The 18268-nt window shown below is 37.6% G+C and carries 19 protein-coding genes and 1 other annotated feature; of the genes, 10 read left to right on the forward strand and 9 right to left on the reverse strand.

Translation table 11 applies throughout. From position 1 onward, the window contains the following. Nucleotides 1-17: 17 nt before the first annotated feature. From NSS74_RS00675 to NSS74_RS00700, 6 genes are all read right to left on the reverse strand, one after another. On the reverse strand, nucleotides 18-1319 hold the full coding sequence (locus NSS74_RS00675) for a PepSY-associated TM helix domain-containing protein (RefSeq protein WP_340813101.1): 1302 nt from the start codon (nucleotides 1317-1319) through the stop codon (nucleotides 18-20). A 155-nt stretch (nucleotides 1320-1474) separates the two neighbouring features. Further along, the gene (locus NSS74_RS00680; RefSeq protein ID WP_002143474.1) at nucleotides 1475-2149 is read right to left on the reverse strand and encodes an aspartate/glutamate racemase family protein; all 675 of its coding nucleotides are present in this window, start codon (nucleotides 2147-2149) and stop codon (nucleotides 1475-1477) included. A 24-nt stretch (nucleotides 2150-2173) separates the two neighbouring features. Further along, nucleotides 2174-2854, reverse strand: a complete 681-nt coding sequence (locus NSS74_RS00685) for a hypothetical protein (protein WP_002067629.1) — start codon at nucleotides 2852-2854, stop codon at nucleotides 2174-2176. Between the two features lie 18 nt (nucleotides 2855-2872). After that, nucleotides 2873-3706, reverse strand: a complete 834-nt coding sequence (locus NSS74_RS00690; RefSeq protein ID WP_002034419.1) for an ABC transporter ATP-binding protein — start codon at nucleotides 3704-3706, stop codon at nucleotides 2873-2875. A 185-nt stretch (nucleotides 3707-3891) separates the two neighbouring features. Then, on the reverse strand, nucleotides 3892-4464 hold the full coding sequence (locus tag NSS74_RS00695; protein WP_340813102.1) for a class I SAM-dependent methyltransferase: 573 nt from the start codon (nucleotides 4462-4464) through the stop codon (nucleotides 3892-3894). Further along, on the reverse strand, nucleotides 4461-5420 hold the full coding sequence (locus tag NSS74_RS00700; protein WP_002034421.1) for a TIGR01212 family radical SAM protein: 960 nt from the start codon (nucleotides 5418-5420) through the stop codon (nucleotides 4461-4463). Before NSS74_RS00700 ends, NSS74_RS00695 begins: the two co-directional genes overlap by 4 nt. A gap of 111 nt (nucleotides 5421-5531) precedes the next feature. Here NSS74_RS00700 and NSS74_RS00705 point away from each other — a divergent pair, with 111 nt between their 5' ends. From NSS74_RS00705 to leuS, 9 genes are all read left to right on the forward strand, one after another. After that, the gene (locus NSS74_RS00705; protein ID WP_002089099.1) at nucleotides 5532-5795 is read left to right on the forward strand and encodes a YtzC family protein; all 264 of its coding nucleotides are present in this window, start codon (nucleotides 5532-5534) and stop codon (nucleotides 5793-5795) included. Nucleotides 5796-5810: 15 nt separating this feature from the next. After that, complete coding sequence (locus NSS74_RS00710) at nucleotides 5811-5960, forward strand: hypothetical protein (RefSeq protein WP_001129345.1); 150 nt, start codon at nucleotides 5811-5813, stop codon at nucleotides 5958-5960. Between the two features lie 129 nt (nucleotides 5961-6089). Beyond that, nucleotides 6090-6851 (forward strand): ABC transporter ATP-binding protein, encoded by a 762-nt coding sequence (locus NSS74_RS00715; protein WP_002129519.1) that lies wholly within the window; start codon nucleotides 6090-6092, stop codon nucleotides 6849-6851. A 16-nt stretch (nucleotides 6852-6867) separates the two neighbouring features. Beyond that, nucleotides 6868-8727, forward strand: a complete 1860-nt coding sequence (locus tag NSS74_RS00720; protein WP_002143471.1) for an FtsX-like permease family protein — start codon at nucleotides 6868-6870, stop codon at nucleotides 8725-8727. A gap of 345 nt (nucleotides 8728-9072) precedes the next feature. After that, a complete protein-coding gene (locus tag NSS74_RS00725; protein ID WP_340813103.1) occupies nucleotides 9073-9639 on the forward strand; it encodes a tyrosine-type recombinase/integrase in 567 nt (188 codons plus the stop codon). Nucleotides 9640-9673: 34 nt separating this feature from the next. Beyond that, nucleotides 9674-10171 carry a cation:proton antiporter regulatory subunit gene (locus NSS74_RS00730; protein WP_001026048.1) on the forward strand — a complete coding sequence of 166 codons (498 nt, stop codon included), beginning with the start codon at nucleotides 9674-9676 and terminating at the stop codon, nucleotides 10169-10171. A gap of 3 nt (nucleotides 10172-10174) precedes the next feature. Beyond that, complete coding sequence (locus NSS74_RS00735; protein WP_002143465.1) at nucleotides 10175-11398, forward strand: cation:proton antiporter; 1224 nt, start codon at nucleotides 10175-10177, stop codon at nucleotides 11396-11398. 190 nt (nucleotides 11399-11588) lie between these two features. Further along, entirely contained in the window at nucleotides 11589-12782 is a 1194-nt protein-coding gene (locus NSS74_RS00740; RefSeq protein WP_340813106.1) for an MDR family MFS transporter, read from the forward strand. 198 nt (nucleotides 12783-12980) lie between these two features. Then, nucleotides 12981-13199 (forward strand) — a binding site (T-box leader). 65 nt (nucleotides 13200-13264) lie between these two features. Continuing rightward, nucleotides 13265-15673: a leucine--tRNA ligase gene (gene leuS, locus NSS74_RS00745; protein ID WP_012261857.1), complete on the forward strand. Its 2409-nt coding sequence runs from the start codon at nucleotides 13265-13267 to the stop codon at nucleotides 15671-15673. 27 nt (nucleotides 15674-15700) lie between these two features. Here the strand turns inward: leuS and NSS74_RS00750 are convergent, their stop codons facing one another. Next, nucleotides 15701-16126, reverse strand: coding sequence for a GNAT family N-acetyltransferase (locus NSS74_RS00750; protein ID WP_012261856.1), 426 nt, complete (start codon nucleotides 16124-16126; stop codon nucleotides 15701-15703). A gap of 162 nt (nucleotides 16127-16288) precedes the next feature. Here NSS74_RS00750 and NSS74_RS00755 point away from each other — a divergent pair, with 162 nt between their 5' ends. Beyond that, the gene (locus tag NSS74_RS00755) at nucleotides 16289-17440 is read left to right on the forward strand and encodes a VrrB protein (protein WP_340813107.1); all 1152 of its coding nucleotides are present in this window, start codon (nucleotides 16289-16291) and stop codon (nucleotides 17438-17440) included. Between the two features lie 44 nt (nucleotides 17441-17484). On the opposite strand, the gene NSS74_RS00760 is transcribed toward NSS74_RS00755, so the two are convergent. Further along, nucleotides 17485-17907 (reverse strand): haloacid dehalogenase, encoded by a 423-nt coding sequence (locus NSS74_RS00760; protein ID WP_002034433.1) that lies wholly within the window; start codon nucleotides 17905-17907, stop codon nucleotides 17485-17487. Between the two features lie 98 nt (nucleotides 17908-18005). Then, nucleotides 18006-18191: a hypothetical protein gene (locus tag NSS74_RS00765; RefSeq protein WP_002129504.1), complete on the reverse strand. Its 186-nt coding sequence runs from the start codon at nucleotides 18189-18191 to the stop codon at nucleotides 18006-18008. Nucleotides 18192-18268 lie beyond the last annotated feature (77 nt).

Genomic DNA, 18268 nt, shown 5'->3' on the forward strand with positions numbered 1-18268 from the left:
GTAGAGTGGTTTTCTTATTATGATTGTATTTTTGAAAATACATATATGAGAAGTTCAATTGCGAAAATAACTAAAACAGATAGTCCGAATAAAGGCATGACAGCGCCTAGTATAACCATCATGATAAAGAAAACGATTATGCTTTTCTTATCTCTTTGCTTTGGCGGTGCTGCTAATTTTCCTTTTGGCTTTCTTGCTAACCACATTTTTATTCCGTAATAAATGAGAAGTAATAAAGATAATGTCGTTAGTAAGCATAATATTTTATTTGGCCATCCGAATAAATGTCCTTCGTGAAGCGGGATACCGTAAGTAAACCATTGTGCAAATAATCCATAATCACGATAGTCCGTTTTGGAAATAAGTTCTCCGCTATATTGATCAAAATAAGCTGTTATTTCTTCATTTGGTGCGACATGCATACCCGTAATACCGGAACCGCTTGATTTCGAAACGGTGAATACACCTTTCGGATCAGCCGGTAGTGAGATAACATATGGCTTCTTTATTTCAATTCCTTTTTGTAATTCATCGACAGAAATTGCTTTTGGCTCATTTGAATTCGATTCAGGAGGAGCTTCTTTTCTAGTTGCCCACGGTAATTCTTTTACCTTCGATTCAGGCGGTGCCATATACAATGTCGGATATCCAATCGATTCATTCGACGATGCGATTTTATAAATTTGGTTCCCCATAAATCCTGACCATGGTAATCCAGATGCGACTAACAAAACGAGTGGAATTGTAAATATAATACCGATAATAGAATGACGTCGTTTTGCTTTTTCTCGCTTAGTGGATGCGGGTGTGTTTTTGAATTGGCGTATACTCATATACAACCCGGTCACAATTAAAAAGATTGTCCAGCATGCCGCAAGCTCTACAGTATAGTTGACGACAGTGCCACCAACTAAAAGAGAACTATGTAATTCCCGCATTATATTGGCAAAAGTTTCACTTGCATTTTGATCTCCAACAATTTGATTATTGCTATCTAAATACACATATTTTTGTTGCCCAGTATATTCATTTGCAATAGTAAGTCTCGTATTATAATCCCCATTAAACTCACTAATTTTCGCCACACTATAATGTGGATATTTTTTCTCTGTTAAGAAAAGCGAATCAGCCATCGAAATAGACTCTGTTTGGGCGCTCTTCCCAAAATATAAATCTTTATAGATGAAATCTTCAACTTCTTCCCGAAATAAATACCCAATTCCACTCAGTGACAATGTAATAAGAAGCGGCGTAATAAAAAGCCCAGCATAAAAATGCCAACGCCAAAAAATGTAATGAAGCGAACGATTTTGTTTCATACTTCAGTTCCCCTAACCTTCCCTATATGAATAGATTACTCATCTAATATAGCGAGATTAAGTGTGATTACTTTGAAAGAATTGTGAAAAAAGTTAAAAGTTTTGGTTGTTTTTATCAAACATAAAACACATTTTAAAAAGGATGTGTTCTATGTTTATGAAGACTTTTTTATATTTGATGCATAGATCCTAACAACTGCTTTCGCAAGACATTGAGCGGAATCAACAAAGTCCTCACTCACCACCACATTCAAATCGGTACATGCGATAATAGCGGTATCTACTTCGTCTTTTAACTGTAAAACGAGCAGACTCCATAATTTACGAGCTTCCTCAATTTCTCCGCCTTTAATACAAGTAATAATTTGATTAATCATTTCTTGCCATTGTTCATTATGAATGTACTCTATATCACGTTTTGTAATTCCATCTTGGTAAATACTTGCTTGAACAGTCGCTTCTGTTGCAAGAAGAGCGACTCTTTTTGTATTTTCAGGAATTGCTTTTAACGTCTCATCGACTATATTCAAAATAGGAATGGTAATAGAACGTTGTAATTCCTCGAAATAAAGATGCGCTGTATTACATGGCATTGCGATGAAATCTACACCAGTACTTTCAAGTTTTTGCGCTCCTTCAATAATCGCTTTTTTCATCGCCGCATGATCAATAGGGCGATCCATATAAAACGGTGTTGGGCACGAATAAATCATCATATGAGGAAAGTCTATATCATGCTTTGCTCCATATATTGTTTGGCACTCTGCTACAACTGTATCGACGAATGGTCCGGTTGATTTTGGACCCATTCCTGCTAGTATTCCAATCATTGTTTAGTCCCCTTTAATATGTAATCAAAAACGTTTTCTGCGAACGAGAAAAAGAAATAAAGTAAGTAATAAAAATGAATATACGATAGCCCAAGCTGTAAGCCATAGAGTATGAGTAAGTATATTATATTTGTATTGTCCAAGCATTATAAAGCTTTCGACAGGTGGTAAAAACCATAGTAACTCTTTTTTTAACCGGATTGAGGCAATCGTCATAAGTAATATAAATGTAAGACTAAGCCAAGCGGTGCTTGCTTTTTGAATAATATTTCTAGTAAATAATGTTGCGATTGAAATTCCTAGTATAGATAAAGACATGTGAGCGAGAAATCCGACTAGAAATAAAGAAGCTGTCATTTTTTCATTAAACATTTGCAAAATAATTGGATAGATTACGGATATAAAAGATAAAACAGTACAAATAAGAAGAGCCGTAATATATTTACCAACGTATAATGCCGAAATATTATTTGTATGTGAAATAGTGATTTGTTCTTGTACAGGATCTTCAGTATGAAAAATTGTGACTGTAATCCAGGCAGATAATAAATAAAGTGCGAGTGCTGTTTCTAAGTATGTTGGTACAATGGGAGTTGGTTTATATGTATATACAAAAAGTAAGCTTATGCAGTACATCGCAATAGGAGGAATGTACTTATACGATTTCGTGTAGTCGAGAAAATGGTAACGAATAAGCGCAAACATAATAAACCTTCTTTCGATTTAAAAATTAGGCTGTAGCAGTGTGATAGATGCTTTTTTATGTAATAAAAACTGAAGCATTTCGTTTGCATATTCCTTTTCGATTTGTAATTGAATGAGGTTTTGATTTGAATTGTGTGTAACTTGTATAAATCCTGATTGCTTTTGTAGTTCTATAGCTGAAAATGTTTCGTGAACAATTGCCTCAATATAGACCTGTTCTGTTGATTTTTGCACAGAGGTATCTTCCGCAATTGTATGATTTGCTAATGTCACAATTCTATCGGCGAAGTTTTCTAGTAGTTGTTTTTCGTGACATGTGAAGAGTATAGATATGCCTTGTTGTTTTAATGAGAGTAAAATATGCTCTAATTCTTGCTGAGAGTTAGGGTCGAGTCCAGAAAGAGGTTCATCTAGAATTAATAAATGGACGTCCGTAAGTAATGCTTGCATAATGCCTGTTTTTTGTTTCATACCTTTTGAAAAGTTTCGTACAACGTAATGCTTTGCATGATGTAGATGAAAAGATTCAAGGAGCATCGGAATTTTATTTCTTAAATATTTTGTTGATAAACCGTGAATGTGGCCGAGATGATATAAATAATCCTCTAATGTAAAACGAATTCCTTCAGGAAAATGTTCAGGGACATAACTGATTTGTATATGTTCTTTTCTTTGAAGTGTCCCTGCCGTAGGTGGAATAAAGCCTGCAATTATTTTGAGTAAAGTACTTTTTCCAGTCCCGTTCCCACCAATAATAGCGAGTGCTTCTCCTTCTGGAATGGATAAATCGATGTTGTCTAGTATAAGTGATTTGCCATACTTCTTTTGAATTCCCCTTAGTTCTACTAGCAAAGTTCTATCCTTCTTTCTTCAAATATTGTATACATCCATTATATAGGAGAATAAGAAAAAGACGTGCAATGAATGCACGTCTTTTTTTGTTATGTTTTGTCGAATGATCGATATATCTGAAAAATCGTTGATATAATTATCCTGCTATTTGCCGGACAGTAAACCTCACTGATTAAAGTTTCACTTTATCGCTTCTCAATCGCCACAATAAATGGCGGGTTATTTTGCTGGTTAATGAAGCCGTATCGTAGTACGTGAGCTTGTTTTTGGTCGAGTTCTTCTGCAAATTTGAGAACAGCGTCGCGTTCTACTTGTCCTTCTGGATGTCCGTGGTAAATGACAAGGACGATGATACCTTCAGGTGCCATTACTTCTAGTAATTGTTCGATGGCGTAGATTGTTGAGTTCGGTTTTGTGACGATATGTTTGTCACCGCCAGGAAGGTAACCTAAGTTGAAGATTGCTCCTGTTACTTTTCCTTTTGCGTCTTCTGGTAATACGGATAAGAGTGTATCGTGACTACCATGAACTAAAACAGTACGTTCGAAAAGTTCTTTTTCTTTCAGGCGGATAGTAGAATTTTCGATTGCTTCTTTTTGAATATCAAATCCAAATACTTTGCCGTTATCTCCAACGATTTCAGCTAGGAAGCAAGTGTCATGTCCATTGCCAAGCGTTGCATCTACAGCGTAATCGCCTTCTTTAACAGCCGTTTGCAGCAGCGAGCGAGCAAACGGTAATACACGTTCTAATTTCATTTTTGTTTCTCCTCATTTGCATATTTTCCTTGCCAGCTTCCGCGGCGTACAAATTCTGCATCGATGGAATTTAATACTTCCCATTTATTTAAGCTCCACATTGGGCCAATCATTAAATCAGGCGGACCGTCACCTGTGATGCGGTGCACAATTACATCTTCTGGAATAATTTCAAGTTGGTCAACAACGAGACTTACGTAATCTTCAAGAGAAAGGAACTCGAGTTGTCCTTTTTCATATTGCTTCACCATTGGCGTTCCTTTTAATAAATGAAGTAAATGAATTTTAATTCCTTGTACGTCAAGCTTCGCTACTTCACGAGTTGTTTCCATCATCATGTCGTAATCTTCAAGTGGAAGACCGTTAATAATATGAGAGCAAACTCTAATGCCATGTTTGCGTAATTTATTTACGCCTTCCACATAAGATGGATAATCGTGAGCACGGTTAATAAGATTTGCAGTGCGTTCATGAACAGTTTGTAGTCCGAGTTCAACCCAAAGGTACGTACGTTTATTTAAGTCCGCTAAATATTCAACGACATCGTCTGGTAAACAATCTGGACGAGTTGCGATAGAAAGACCGACAACGTCTTTTTCTGCTAGAAGCGGTTCGAATTTTTCTTTTAACACTTCAAGTGGTGCATGTGTATTTGTGTACGCCTGAAAATAAGCGATACATTTTCCGTCTTTCCACTTTGAGCGCATTTTTTCTTTCATTTCATGATATTGCGTTATAACATCATCGCGGCGATCACCAGCGAAGTCACCAGATCCAGCAGCACTACAAAACGTGCAGCCGCCGTAAGCAACTGTACCGTCACGGTTCGGGCAATCGAAGCCAGCATCTAATGAAACTTTAAAGATTTTTTCACCAAATTCATTTCGTAAGTGGTAATTCCATGTATGATAACGTTTATTGTCATTTGTATATGGAAAAGGGTTTTGAACCTTCATTATTTTCCCTCCTAAGACGAGTCAAAATGAAACAAAATCCATTATAACATACTCATAAGGTTCATATGGAAGGGACACACTAAAGGGGAATTGAAGCAAGGAGGGACAATTATGGCAGAGCGTCAATCACTTGAAGAGTATATTACACAGGCAGAACAAGCGGTGGAATATGCGAAAGAACAATTAGACCAAGGCATGAGACAGGAGCATTACAATACGATGGAGTATTCGGATGCTCAGTTACAATTAGAACAAGCATATAACGACTTACAAACTATGCAGCAACATGCGAATGATGAGCAGCGTGAGCAGTTAAATAGAGCACGTATGGCAATTCGCCAATTGCAACATCAAATGATTATTACACCGCACTAATAAGGAGTGAATGTAATGGCGAAACGTTCAGATCAAAATAATCCAGAGCAAAAAACGCAAAATGGACATAACGCTGAGTTTTCAAATGAACTTGATCCAGTTGTTCAAGTGAAACAGCGTAATAGTAAAAAGGGACAACCTCAAAGATCAAAGCAATCAGAGTAAACCAGGTCGCAATATGACCTGGTTTTATTTTATTACAAAAGTGTAAGGTAATTGTAATGTTAACAAATAGCAGTTCACCTCCAAAAGGCGCAAAATAGGTAATGGAAAAACAAGTGTAGGAGGATATATATGACGAAACCAGTTGTAGACGTGAAAAATGTTCAAAAAGTGTACGGTAAAAAAGGTGAGAACCAATCACACGCGTTAAAAGGTGTTTCATTCTCAATTCAAGAGGGTGAGTTTGTTGGAATTATGGGACCATCTGGTTCTGGTAAAACGACATTGTTAAATGTAATTTCAACGCTTGATAAAGCAACGGGCGGCGTTGTTGAAATTGCGGGTACGGACATTACGAAAATGAAGCAAGGTGAGCTTTCTGATTTCCGTTCGCAAAAGTTAGGATTCATTTTCCAAGACTTCAACTTATTAGAGAACTTATCTATTTATGAGAACATTGCACTTCCACTTTCACTTCAAGGTGTTTCATCACGTAATATTGGACCGAAAGTAGAGAAAGTAGCGGATATGTTAGGGATTACAGAAATTCTTCAAAAGTATCCAACTGAAGTATCCGGTGGACAGAAACAGCGTTCAGCAGCAGCACGCGCACTAGTGCATGAGCCGGCAATTATTTTAGGAGACGAGCCAACAGGAGCTCTTGATTCGAAAAATGCAGCAAGTTTACTTGATGCGATGACAAACTTAAATGAAGAACAAGGCGTATCTATTATGATGGTTACGCATGATCCATATAGTGCAAGTTACTGTCAGCGTATTTTATTCATTCAAGATGGTGAGCTATATAAAGAAATTCATCGCGGTGGTACGCGTGAAGAGTTCTACAAAGAAATTTTAGATGTACTTGCAGATTTAGGTACACAAAAAGCGTAAGAAAGGAGGTTCCAGTATGTTATTTAAACTTTCCATGTCGGGGCTGAAGAGTAAGCTGAAAGATTATATCGTCTTACTTGTTGGTCTTGTCATGTCTATCTCAATTTTTTATATGTTCCAAACGTTAGCGCTGAATAAAGCGTTTATCGAGTCTAACTCAGTTATTCAATCAATTGGATTCGTATTCCAGGCGGGTTCATTTTTACTAGCCATTATAACGTTCTTCTATATTTTATATGCGAACTCTTTCTTATTATCTCTTCGTCAAAAAGAGTTTGGTATGTATATGATGTTAGGTGCAAAAAAGCATAAAGTTACATTACTTATGTTTATTGAAACGATTGTATTAGGTGCTGCGTCTCTTGCGATTGGACTTACAGTTGGTGTAGGACTTGCAGAAGGTATCGGACAGTTATTAATGAAACAATTAGAATTTGCTGGTGAAGGTTATAAAGCATTTTATCTACCATCTATGACTGTTACTTGCATTTTCTTCTTCGCACTATTTGTATTATCGGCAATTATGAATAGTATTAAATTATCACGTATTTCTGTACTGCAACTTGTACATGCGGATGCACAAACAGAGCGTGTTGCGGTAAAAGGAAAAATGACAGGTGTCGTTGCAATCCTTGCTGTTATTTTATTAGGAATTGGCTATGCATCAATGATTTACATGGAAAAACTAAGAGAAATGGGAATCCTTATTGCATTAATTACAACAACAACTGGTACTTACATGCTATTTGGATCACTTCTCCCAGTTATCATTAGAAAGTTAAAGAGTAATAAAAAGCGTAGTGAAAAAGGACTTAATGCTTTTACGTTTGCACAATTAAATTTCCGTATTAATAGCTTAACGAAAGTACTTGCAACGGTAGCGATGTTAGTTGCTCTTGGAGCAGGTGCAATTTCAGGTGGTATGGCGTTTAAAAATAACGTTATAAAAATGGTTGATGGTTTAGTAATATATGATTCAGTTATTCATAACCCAACAGCTGAAGAAAAGAAAATTTTAGATGGTATTACATTTAAAGAGAAAAATGAATATCGTTACAAAGTTGATAATAAATACGTTTATTATGTAAAAGAAGATTTAGAGAAAAACCCTCCTTTCGTACAAGATACAAAACAGATGGAAAGTATGAAGGATTTAGGAAAAACAAAGAAAGTTTCAGAGGAACTGCCAGTAGGTGCAGTTTCTAGAGAAATGAATGAAAAAGATGCGAGTGCTAAAGAACTTCCAGAAGAATGGAACGAGGCTTTCAGAACAATTCAGCCATTTTATCTATATGAAGATCATGCAATTAAAATTGTAGATCAGAAAATGTACGATAATGTAAATGGTAAAGAAGGAATCGTAGTTACTGGAAAAACAGACGATTTTGTAGCATACACAAAAGAATGGAAAAAACTTGACGAGTTGCAGCTAGTTAAATATAAAAATGTAAAAGCTGAAAGATTAGATAGTAAATATCAATCTTACAATGGATTCTACGGCATTGCGAGTGGAACAGTATTTATGGGATTCTTCCTTGGAATTGCGTTCTTAGCAATGATGGCAAGTTGTTTAATGTTTAAAATTCTTTCTGGTGCATCAAAAGATATTACGCGTTATCAAATGCTTCGCAAAATCGGTGTGCGTCGTGAGTTATTAACGAAATCGATTTATAAAGAATTATTCTTAGTATTCTTATTCCCAGCAATTGTGGGGATCGCTCACGTATTAGTTGGTATGAATATTTTCGGATTTATTTTAATGGATCCTTACTTCCGTATTTGGGTACCAATCGTAATTTTCGTAGTTATTTATGCGATTTATTACTTCATTACAGTTCAATTGTATAAAGGAATTGTTCTTCCAAAAGAAGATTAATAGGTAAAAAGCCGAGTGAAAGTGCTCGGCTTTTTATATTTTCAGAAAAAACACTTTAATGTTACTGAAATATATAATATAATGTAAATAAGTAACATAATATGAAAGTATCAGCAACCGAAAAATGAAAGGAGGAATCCGATCTGTAGAAAGAAGCTGAACTTGTACTCCCCCTATTTTTTCTACCCACACCGTATTTGTACAATCATAAATTTCCAAATGAAAAATTGTCGTAAGAGTATATTGTGAAAATAATGGATAATACATGGAAATCTCATAGCATGATAAGGTAAAATGGACAGGATAATGAGAAAATTACCGTTCATAAGATGAGGAGATACATGTATGGAAGTTGTAGAGGCATTAAAAGATATAAGCCAAATTGAGGCTATGAAAAAGTATTTAAAAGAGCACTCGCAGCGAGATTATCTTTTATTTGTTATTGGAATTAACACTGGATTAAAGATCACTGAGCTACTTAGTATGAAATTTGAAGAGGTATTAAATGAAGATAAGATTGTTAAAGAGTTTTATTCTCTTCCTGTGAAAGATGAAAAATTTAAACAAGATATTTATTTAAATACAAAAGTAAAAGAAGCCCTTTTAGATTACGTACAATCTATTGATGCTCAAAGAGAAAACTACGTATTTCAATCTAATAAAACGACAAATTCAATCTCGCGCCAACAAGCGTATCGTGTTATCCATAGCGCAGCTGAAGCGGTTGGGATTGTTGGAAAGATTGGAACGAATTCAATGCGAAAAACATTTGGATTTCATGCGTACAAAAGAGGAATAGCGATTGCGCTATTGCAAAAGCATTTTCATCACGCAACTCCATCAGAGACGCTCAAGTATTTAGGAATCTCAAAAGATGAGAAGTTTAAAACAGAGATTGATGTAGATTTGTAAAAGCCGTAACTAAAAACTTTAGGAGGCGGAAAATATGAATATTAGAGAGAGTGAACTACCGGGCATTGGTTGTAAATTCGAAGTGATAACAAAAGGTAATGAAAAAATGGTTATCGTTATTCATGATGATGGCCGAAGAGAAATGTATCATTTTGATGCGGATCACGATGAGAGTATTTCAAGCATTTCTCTTCGTGATTCTGAAGCGAGACAAATTGCGGCTATATTAGGCGGAATGGTATATAGGCCGCAAGCGCTAGACACAATTGAGATGGCTTTTGAAGGATTATCAATTGAATGGTTTAAGGTGGAGAATAATGCACCAGTAGTACAACAAACAATTGGTAGCTTACATGTCAGAAAAACATATAACGTAACGATTATTGCTATTTTGAAAAAGAATATGAAGAAATTCTTTAATCCAGGTCCAGACTCTATTATTGAAGCTGGCGATATGCTCGTATTGTCGGGTGAAAGACATGAAGTAAAAAGAATTATTAATGAATTGCTTTCAGCAGGAGGTGATTCCTAATCGATGGATACTTTAATTTTTGAAGTTGGAACTGCGTTAGTATTAGTAGCTTTTGCAGCTATCCTCGCTGCGAAGTTAAAGTTCTCGATTATTCCGTTTCTCATTATACTCGGTATGTTAGTGGGGCCTCATGCCCCAGATTTAGGACTTATCGATTTAAGGTTTATTGAAAGCGGAGAAGTTATTTCCTTCCTCGGCCGTGTGGGCGTCATATTCCTCTTATTCTACTTAGGTTTAGAATTCTCAATAAAAAAATTAATTAAATCAGGAAAGTCGATTGCTTTTGGGGGTAGTGTTCATATATCGCTTAATTTCATATTAGGTTTATTTTATGGATATGTTATGGGTTTCCCCTTATTAGAAACATTAATTATTGCTGGAATCATTACAATCTCATCGAGTGCAATTGTTGCAAAAGTAATTGTTGATTTAAGAAGATCTGGTAATAAAGAGACAGAACTCATTTTAGGGATCATTATGTTTGATGATATCTTTTTAGCTGTATATTTATCAGTCGTTTCAGGATTAGTACTCGGAGGTGCAACATCATTTGTAGGTGCTCTTACATCCGTACTAATCGCAGTAGGATATATGTTACTATTCTTTGTAATCGCTAGAAAAGCTACGCGGTTCCTAAATAAAGTATTAGATATTTCGTCAAACGAAATTTTTATTATCGTAATATTCGCTATTTTATTCTTTGTAGCAGGATTTTCAGAAACAATTCATGTTGCGGAAGCGATTGGGGCTTTATTGTTAGGACTCGTCTTTTCAGAAACAGAGCATAGTGACCGGATCGAGCATCTCGTCGTCCCGTTTCGTGATTTCTTTGGAGCTATATTTTTCTTCAGCTTCGGTTTAAGTATAGATCCGTTTTCGCTTGGAGGAGCAGTATGGTTGGCATTAGGAGCAGTTTTCATTACTCTCATCGGTAATTTTACAGCTGGAATGATTGCAGGGCGTAAAGCCGGGTTATCGCATAAGGCTTCTACGAATATCGGTTTAACACTTATATCACGTGGGGAATTCTCCATTATTGTCGCGAATCTCGGAATAGCGGGTGGCTTAATGGCAACGATTAAACCATTCTCAGCTTTATATGTTTTAATATTGGCGTCGCTAGGGCCATTATTAACGAAGGAGTCTGGGAGAATATACTCTCTACTAGACAAAATATTTAAATGGAGTGCTAAAGAAAGTGCAAAACGTAAAAAGGAAGTTGGATAACCTTTCGCGAGGGAACGATTCCATTATTTATAGATTAATATTTTACAAAGACGATTAGAATACATTCTAATCGTCTTTGTGCTATTATCTGAATTTCATCAACTATTAATCAGTTGCCTTCCTATTTAAAAACGACTACAATTTTACTGTTATATATATGAACGAAAAAAAGAGAATAGGAGGGGAGACTATGCCAAGGAAAGTATGGCTATTAGTAGCTGGGATGATTATTAATGTCACGGGTGCTTCTTTTTTATGGCCTTTTAATACAATTTACTTACATGATAGTTTAGGGAAATCTTTATCAGTAGCCGGAATGGTATTAATGACCAACTCGCTTACTGGTGTAATCGGAAACTTGCTCGGCGGTGTTTTATTTGATAAATGGGGCGGTTATAAATCAATTTTAGTAGGGATTGTCATTACACTTGTATCGATTTTAGGTCTTGTATTTTTCCATGGTTGGCCATTATATGTTGTGTGGCTAGCATTAATCGGATTCGGTTCTGGAATGGTGTTTCCATCGATGTATGCGATGGTCGGTACGGTTTGGCCAGAAGGCGGGAGACGAGCGTTCAATGCAATGTATGTTGGACAAAACGTTGGGATTGCGATTGGAACAGCGTGCGGTGGATTAGTTGCGTCTTATCGTTTTGATTATATTTTCTTAGCGAACTTTATTTTATATTTTATTTTCTTCTTAATTGCGTTTATTGGATTTCGTGGTATGGAAGCAAAAAAAGAGCAAGAGGTACAAAAAGAAGCCGAAACGAAAAAAGGTTGGTCACTTACACCTGGCTTCAAAGCGCTTCTAATCGTATGTGTAGCATATGCTTTATGCTGGGTTACATACGTACAGTGGCAAGGGGCAATTGCGACTCATATGCGAGAATTAGATATTAGCCTCCGCCATTATAGTTTATTATGGACGATAAACGGAGCGATGATTGTTTGTGCGCAGCCACTTGTTAGTATGTTAATTCGCTGGCTGAAGCGTTCTTTAAAACAACAAATTATGATTGGAATCGTCATTTTTGCGGCGTCGTTTATTGTTTTAAGCCAAGCGCAGCAATTTACGATGTTTCTCATTGCGATGGTGACATTAACAATTGGTGAATTATTCGTATGGCCGGCAGTTCCGACCATCGCAAATATACTTGCACCGAAAGATAAGCTAGGATTTTATCAAGGTGTTGTAAATAGCGCAGCGACTGTAGGGAAAATGTTCGGACCGGTCGTTGGCGGAGCGATTGTTGACTTATACAATATGGAAGTATTGTTTATTGCGATCATGGTAATGCTTGTAGTAGCGCTTATAGCAACGAGTATTTATGATAGACGAGTAAAAGTAGAAGAAACAGTTGAAGAAAAAATTGCAGTTTAGTTTGACGGAACATGCAACATGTTTTAGAATATATTTAAATAAATAGTAATAAAATATCCTTTGGAACAAGGGAGTTAGCTCGGCTGTCCTAAGACGGATTCGTTAGTTAGCAAGAGTAACGATTAACCGAGAAGCCCTCGCTTCAAGTAAGCTCTTAAGAGATACTAAGTGGTGGGTAGTTCACATTAACTCATATTTGTAATAACAGTGAGAAGGAGTAGTAGTAATAGAAGCTGGTTTAGAGAGTTGACGGTCGGTGCAAGTCAATCCACGTTTCGTTATGAACTCGCCTTTGAGTTGCAGTTGTGAAATCATTAGTAGCAATTGCCGTTAATCCACGTTACGGATCTAAGCGAATGTATTTATTACATTAATTTAGGGTGGTACCGCGGGAATCTATAACCTCTCGTCCCTTTCTAGGGATGAGAGGTTTTTTGTATTTTGGGCGGTGAAAATAAATAGAATTTCAAGGAGGGTATCTCATGAGCTTTAATCATCAAGAAATTGAGAAGAAGTGGCAAGGGCATTGGGAAGAGAATAAAACATTCCGTACGCCAGATGAAACAGAAAAACCAAAATTTTATGCACTAGATATGTTCCCATATCCATCAGGTGCAGGCTTACACGTAGGTCATCCAGAAGGTTATACAGCGACAGATATTTTATCTCGTATGAAGCGTATGCAAGGATATAACGTTCTTCATCCAATGGGATGGGATGCATTCGGTCTTCCAGCAGAGCAATATGCACTTGATACTGGGAACAGCCCGGCTGAATTTACAGAGCTTAATATTAATACGTTCCGTAATCAAATTAAAGCATTAGGCTTCTCTTACGATTGGGATCGTGAAGTAAATACAACAGATCCAACCTACTACAAGTGGACACAATGGATCTTCCTAAAACTATTTGAAAAAGGTTTAGCTTACGTTGATGAAGTACCTGTAAACTGGTGCCCAGCACTTGGTACAGTACTTGCAAACGAAGAAATCATTGACGGTAAGAGTGAGCGCGGTGGACATCCAGTTGAGCGTCGTCCGATGAGACAGTGGATGTTAAAAATTACAGCTTACGGAGATCGTCTATTAGAAGATCTAGATGAGCTTAATTGGCCAGAAAGCTTAAAAGACATGCAACGTAACTGGATCGGTCGTTCTGAAGGTGCAGAAGTACACTTCAACATCGACGGTACAGATGAGAAGTTCACAGTTTTCACAACGCGTCCTGATACACTATTTGGAGCAAGCTACTGTGTACTGGCTCCAGAGCATGCACTTGTTGCTAACATTACAATACCAGAACAAAAAGAAGCTGTAGAAGCTTACATTAACTCTGTTAAAATGAAGAGCGATTTAGAGCGTACAGAACTTGCGAAAGAAAAAACTGGTGTATTTACTGGTGCTTACGCAGTTAACCCAGTAAACGGTGAGAAATTACCAATCTGGATCGCTGATTATGTTCTTGCAACTTACGGAACAGGTGCTGTAATGGCAGTTCCAGCTCACGATGAGCGTGACTATGAATTCGCATCAACGTTCAATCTTCCAATGAAGGAAGTTGTAAAAGGCGGAGACATTTCGAAAGAAGCATATACAGGTGATGGTGCGCACGTAAACTCAGCATTCCTTGATGGTTTAAATAAAGAAAAAGCAATTGTAAAAATGATTGAGTGGCTTGAAGTAACAAGCGCAGGAAATCAAAAAGTAACGTACCGTCTACGTGACTGGTTATTTAGTCGCCAACGTTACTGGGGTGAGCCGATTCCAGTAATCCATTGGGAAGATGGTACAATGACAGCTGTGAAAGAAGAAGAATTACCATTAGTTCTTCCGAAAACAGAGAATATTCGTCCTTCAGGTACAGGTGAATCACCACTTGCAAACATTGAAGAGTGGGTAAATGTTGTTGATCCTGAAACTGGTAAAAAAGGTCGTCGTGAAACAAATACAATGCCACAATGGGCTGGTAGCTGCTGGTACTACCTACGCTACATCGATCCAAACAACAGCGAAGCACTTGTAGACCCTGAAAAAGTAAAACAATGGCTTCCAGTTGATATTTATATCGGTGGAGCAGAGCACGCTGTACTTCACTTACTATATGCTCGTTTCTGGCATAAAGTATTATATGATATCGGTGTAGTTCCAACGAAAGAACCGTTCCAACAATTATTCAACCAAGGTATGATCTTAGGTGAAAACAACGAGAAAATGAGTAAATCAAAAGGTAACGTTGTAAATCCTGATGATATCGTAGCAAGCCACGGTGCAGATACACTTCGTCTATACGAAATGTTCATGGGGCCATTAGATGCTTCAATCGCTTGGTCTGAAAATGGTCTTGACGGAGCTCGTCGCTTCCTAGACCGCGTATGGCGCCTATTCATTCAAGAGAACGGTGAATTGAGTGAGAAAATTACTGATGCACCAAACAAAGATCTTGAAAAAGCTTACCACCAAACAGTGAAGAAAGTAACAGAAGACTATGCAGAGCTTCGCTTCAACACAGCGATTTCTCAAATGATGGTATTCATCAACGATGCATACAAAGCTGAAACACTTCCGAAAGAATATGTAGAAGGTTTCGTAAAAATGATTGCACCAGTTGCACCTCACATCGGGGAAGAACTATGGAACAAACTTGGATACAGTGAAACAATCACATATGCAAGCTGGCCAACATTTGATGAGTCTAAACTTGTAGAAGATGAAGTTGAAATCGTTGTTCAAATTATGGGCAAAGTTCGCACAAAACTAACAATGAGTAAAGACGCATCAAAAGAAGAAATGGAACAACTTGCACTTGAGGCAATCAAAGAACAAATTGAAGGAAAAACAGTTCGTAAAGTAATTGTTGTTCCTGGAAAACTTGTTAACGTTGTTGCAAACTAATTAATTATTAATAAAAGCTCAGAGCGTTTATGCTCTGAGCTTTTTTGCATGAAAAATAAGCTCAGGATCACCTTCATCTAAGTTTTCGATCATTCCACTACGCATAAATCCATTTGCTTTAAAAACTTTTTGCATATTTGTATTCGATTTGTTCGTTGAAGAAAATATTTTTTGAGTAGGAGAATGTCTTAACATATATGAGATTAATGAGCTTGCATGACCTTGTCTTCTTTTCGTTGGCGAAACAATGATTAATGAGAGGAAAGTATAACCAAAGAAATTTGTATCGTATGTTAGAAAACCAGAAATGGAATTGTCCTCTTTTGCAATTATGCAGTTTCCTTCGTCAATAGCACGTTTAATATAATTTCGTCTATTATCATTTCCAATCACGTCGATATCTATATCTCCGATTGAATCTAAATCAGTTATTTCAGCATTTGTTATGATCATCAATACAACGCCCTCCTTTTAGAATGAATAATCAGTTAATTGTTTTTAACACGAATGGAGAACAAATAAAAAAGCGCGGAATTCCCATATAGACAAACACCTATTCTTCTATAGAAAATATGATAAAAAAGGTAGGCTAAATGAGAAGAAGAGGTGAAAGTAATGAAAGGAATGGATAATAATGCACCGCATGGCTTTATGGTAGGTGAGGAAGACGGTTATGCACAGATGATGTTAATGGGGGGCGCTGGACAGCAAGGATATGGAGAAATCCCAATGTGGATGGGAGGAGCAGGAGGAGGCTTTCCAGGGGGAATGGGAGGATTTTCAACATCAGTAGCTGGAGCACAAACAGGCTTTCCAGGGGGAATGGGAGGGTTTCCAACATCAGTAACTGGAGCACAAACAGGTTTTCCGGGGGGAATGGGAGGATTTCCAACGTCGGTAGCCGGAGCACAAACAGGCTTTCCAACATTTGTAGGGGGAGCACAGGGTGGAGTTCCTGTAGGTATGCCAACTACATTCCCATCTTTCGTTGGAGGCGTACAAACAGGATTTCCTGTACCTGGCGTTGGTGTTGTAGCTGGTGGAATCGGCGGCTTCCCTCAAGGTGTTCATGGTCATCATGAGCATCACGGTCATCACGGTCAGCATGTACATCATGAGCATCACGGTCATCACGGTCATCATCAACAACACGGCCATCATCAGCATCATGGCCATCATCAACAACAAGTACATCATCATGGTCATCATCAAATTCATCCGCAGGCTGTCCTTTATCAAACACATCATCATGGTCACCAAGGCCAGCATCAACACCATGGTCATCATGGTCACCAAGGCCAGCATCAACACCACGGTCATCATGGTCATCATCAACACCACGGCCACCATCAGCAACAAGTACATCACCAAGGTCATCATCAAATTCACCCGCAGGCTGTCCTTTATCAAACTCATCAAGGTCAACATCATCACCAAGGCCAACACCATCACCAAGGCCAACATCATCACCAAGGTCAACACCATCACCAAGGTCAACATCATCACCAAGGTCAACACCATCACCAAGGCCAACACCATCATCAAGGCCAACAGCATCATCAAGGCCAACAGCATCATCAAGGTCAACAGCATCATCAAGGCCAACAGCATCATCAAGGTCAACAACAGCATCAGGGTCAACAACAATACCAACAGTATCAGCAACAACAACAGCCTTGGGCAGGTGGAATTGGAGCAGGGACGGCAGCAGGAGCAGCAGCTGGTACTGCAGGAGCAGCAGGACACGCGGGACACGTGGGTCATTAATAGACCAAAGGAAAAAAGACATAATAAAAAACTGCTAGGAGATCCTAGCAGTTTTTTTCTGCCTCTTGACGTTGGCGTTCGATTTCCGCACGAAGTTGTGGTTCCGGTGCTTGCCATCCTTCTGGTTTCATAATTTTGCCGTCGCCCTCGCGGAATCGAGGCTTTCCATCAGGGAATAGTTTTGCCATGTTAGCATTGTTTACAATTTCGAATCCTTTATCTGGACGTACGCCCATTTCTGCAAACGTTCCGAATGCAAAGTAAATAAGGTCAATAAGTGCATCATATTGATCTTCAACAGTTGTTGCTTCTAGAAATTCTTCTAGCTCTTCTTGCATAAAGCTAGCACGAATTTTTGCACGCTCTTCTGTTAGTTTTGTTGGAGTACTTGTCACAGGATGTCCGAATTCTTCATGCATTTTTGCAACAAGTTCGTATCCTTTATCTAAACCTTTTTCGTTTGTCATGTTGTTTCATCCTTTCTTACGTTATGCCGAATTTTATTGTAACATAAGGTAGTTATTAAATAAAAAGAACATCTTATGAGAAATAAGATGTTCGCTCGTTATTCTTCTTTCTTAATTAAAACGGATAAAATAAGATCGATGCCAAACATTCCGATGAGTAGCATTGGTATAACTACAAGTAAATAACGTGTGAAAGAAACATTTTTTAAGTATGTATGAGCAAATAAAAAGACGCCGAGAAATAAAATACCATTTAAAATAGGTTTTACTAATTTTTTAGACATAAGCTCCCCCGTAAATATCCCTTTTCTCTATTTAAAAATAAAAACTCCCCTCTCCGTTGTACCATGCCAGAGAGGGG

The sequence above is a fragment of the Bacillus sp. FSL E2-8868 genome (assembly GCF_038005505.1).
GTDB lineage: Bacteria > Bacillota > Bacilli > Bacillales > Bacillaceae_G > Bacillus_A > Bacillus_A mycoides.

What these genes read in the sequence shown, in the direction of transcription:
- NSS74_RS00695 (WP_340813102.1), bottom strand. Translation starts at nt 4,464, where the DNA reads ATGAAATTAGAACGTGTATTACCGTTTGCTCGCTCGCTGCTGCAAACG.
- leuS (WP_012261857.1), top strand. Translation starts at nt 13,265, where the DNA reads ATGAGCTTTAATCATCAAGAAATTGAGAAGAAGTGGCAAGGGCATTGG.
- NSS74_RS00685 (WP_002067629.1), bottom strand. Translation starts at nt 2,854, where the DNA reads ATGTTTGCGCTTATTCGTTACCATTTTCTCGACTACACGAAATCGTAT.
- NSS74_RS00720 (WP_002143471.1), top strand. Translation starts at nt 6,868, where the DNA reads ATGTTATTTAAACTTTCCATGTCGGGGCTGAAGAGTAAGCTGAAAGAT.
- NSS74_RS00715 (WP_002129519.1), top strand. Translation starts at nt 6,090, where the DNA reads ATGACGAAACCAGTTGTAGACGTGAAAAATGTTCAAAAAGTGTACGGT.
- NSS74_RS00735 (WP_002143465.1), top strand. Translation starts at nt 10,175, where the DNA reads ATGGATACTTTAATTTTTGAAGTTGGAACTGCGTTAGTATTAGTAGCT.
- NSS74_RS00700 (WP_002034421.1), bottom strand. Translation starts at nt 5,420, where the DNA reads ATGAAGGTTCAAAACCCTTTTCCATATACAAATGACAATAAACGTTAT.
- NSS74_RS00740 (WP_340813106.1), top strand. Translation starts at nt 11,589, where the DNA reads ATGCCAAGGAAAGTATGGCTATTAGTAGCTGGGATGATTATTAATGTC.
- NSS74_RS00755 (WP_340813107.1), top strand. Translation starts at nt 16,289, where the DNA reads ATGAAAGGAATGGATAATAATGCACCGCATGGCTTTATGGTAGGTGAG.
- NSS74_RS00750 (WP_012261856.1), bottom strand. Translation starts at nt 16,126, where the DNA reads ATGATCATAACAAATGCTGAAATAACTGATTTAGATTCAATCGGAGAT.
- NSS74_RS00710 (WP_001129345.1), top strand. Translation starts at nt 5,811, where the DNA reads ATGGCGAAACGTTCAGATCAAAATAATCCAGAGCAAAAAACGCAAAAT.
- NSS74_RS00680 (WP_002143474.1), bottom strand. Translation starts at nt 2,149, where the DNA reads ATGATTGGAATACTAGCAGGAATGGGTCCAAAATCAACCGGACCATTC.
- NSS74_RS00675 (WP_340813101.1), bottom strand. Translation starts at nt 1,319, where the DNA reads ATGAAACAAAATCGTTCGCTTCATTACATTTTTTGGCGTTGGCATTTT.
- NSS74_RS00765 (WP_002129504.1), bottom strand. Translation starts at nt 18,191, where the DNA reads ATGTCTAAAAAATTAGTAAAACCTATTTTAAATGGTATTTTATTTCTC.
- NSS74_RS00730 (WP_001026048.1), top strand. Translation starts at nt 9,674, where the DNA reads ATGAATATTAGAGAGAGTGAACTACCGGGCATTGGTTGTAAATTCGAA.
- NSS74_RS00760 (WP_002034433.1), bottom strand. Translation starts at nt 17,907, where the DNA reads ATGACAAACGAAAAAGGTTTAGATAAAGGATACGAACTTGTTGCAAAA.
- NSS74_RS00725 (WP_340813103.1), top strand. Translation starts at nt 9,073, where the DNA reads ATGGAAGTTGTAGAGGCATTAAAAGATATAAGCCAAATTGAGGCTATG.
- NSS74_RS00705 (WP_002089099.1), top strand. Translation starts at nt 5,532, where the DNA reads ATGGCAGAGCGTCAATCACTTGAAGAGTATATTACACAGGCAGAACAA.